The organism is Vibrio cincinnatiensis, assembly GCF_022113815.1.
GTDB classification, from domain to species: domain Bacteria; phylum Pseudomonadota; class Gammaproteobacteria; order Enterobacterales; family Vibrionaceae; genus Vibrio; species Vibrio cincinnatiensis_A.
Window position 1 is genome coordinate 1 of sequence record NZ_SGOM01000054.1, and the last position, 1,562, is coordinate 1,562.

1 protein-coding gene is annotated in these 1,562 nt (G+C 37.9%); it reads left to right on the plus strand.

Annotated features, from left to right (window positions below; all coding sequences use genetic code 11):
- Positions 1 to 397: 397 nt before the first annotated feature.
- Entirely contained in the window at positions 398 to 874 is a 477-nt protein-coding gene (locus tag EXA13_RS16525; protein WP_078927649.1) for a GNAT family N-acetyltransferase, read from the plus strand.
- Positions 875 to 1,562 lie beyond the last annotated feature (688 nt).

Sequence of the window (1,562 nt, forward strand, 5' to 3'; positions counted from 1 at the left end):
CTCATAAAAGTTAACGATCGAGTCTGTTCATATTTGATAANCTTTGTGCTTCTCGTTCTTCGAGTCTTAAGTTCATCCTTAACAGTTGAGTGATTTTGTGATGAGCTTGGTGGTCGTGATTTTTTCTTTGAACTAGACCATGAGTTTCGTTGTTGGCAAGTGAATATTACAGGGTCAATGTTAAACTCACATGTTGTTTTAATTTGGTTTGTTCTGATGTTTCTTTGGTAAGGGATTGAAATGGTTTATAAAATCGCCTAACAAAGCATTTAAGAGGGACAATCAACGCGTGGCACTTTTGGTTCGGGTTGGCATTTGAGGTTACGGCAGGTTAGTTTGAGCGCAGTGGTTTGCGTTGCTTGCCCCTTAATGCGGCGTTATAACTTAATGGAAAATCATGAACTTAGAAGAGTTTCAAGAAACGGATTTTGACCTGCTTATAGAATGGATTGACTCAGATGAGTTGAACTATTTATGGGGTGGTCCTGCGTATACTTTTCCGCTGACTTACGAACAGATCCATGCCCACTGTAGCAAAGAAGAAGTATTTCCCTATCTGTTAAAAGTTAACGGCAGACATGCTGGGTTTGTTGAGCTGTATAAAGTCACCGATGAGCAATATCGAATTTGCCGTGTTTTTATTTCAAATGCTTATCGTGGGCAAGGACTATCAAAATCGATGTTGATGTTAATAATCGATAAAGCACGATTAGATTTTTCCGCAACCAAACTTAGCTTAGGTGTTTTTGAGCATAACACTGTTGCTAGAAAATGCTATGAGTCATTAGGTTTTGAAGTGGTTGCAACAGAAATTGGTACAAGATCTTTTAATGGTAAGTTATGGGATCTGGTGAGAATGGAAAAACGGTTATAACAAACGCTTCAATGGGGACAGCCAACGCTGGGCGTTTTTGGTTTGAATGAACATTTGAGGTTATGGCAGTTCTGGTTGAGTGTAGTTGTTTTACGTTGTCTGCCCTTTAAGCGGGCGTTATGTAACCGTAGAGAAAAAGATCACAATATATTGAAAATTAAAGTTTTTTATGGTTTTTTTACTTTGAATTTAGCTTCTACTTTGTCTGTTTGATACTTTTAATTGATTGTTTTAATGGGTTATTTTTAAAGTTGTAAATCCAGTTTTATTCATATTGATTTGGCTTGCAGTTTCTTGTTCTTCGAGTCTTCATTCAGTACTTAATGGTAAAGCGGGTTTGCGTTCAGCTTGTCTATAGTCATGATCCGCAGAATCAAGTTACTTTTGTAGTTGCCAGAGTTTTTTCTACTGGGTCAATGCTGACTTTTCGTGTAAGTTAAATCGTGTTTGGCGATGCTGTTTTTGGTAATGCTTTGAAATAGTTAGTAAAGTTACATAACAAAGCATTTAAGCGGGACAATCAACGCGTGGCACTTTTGTTTTGGTTGAGTATTTGAGGTGACGGCTGGTTAGTTTTAAGCTGTGCGGTAGCGTTGCTTGCCCCTTAATGCGGCGTTATGTGCATGGAGGCACGAATGAATATTGGAATTTATATTTATGATGAAGCAGAGGTTCTTGATTTTTCAGG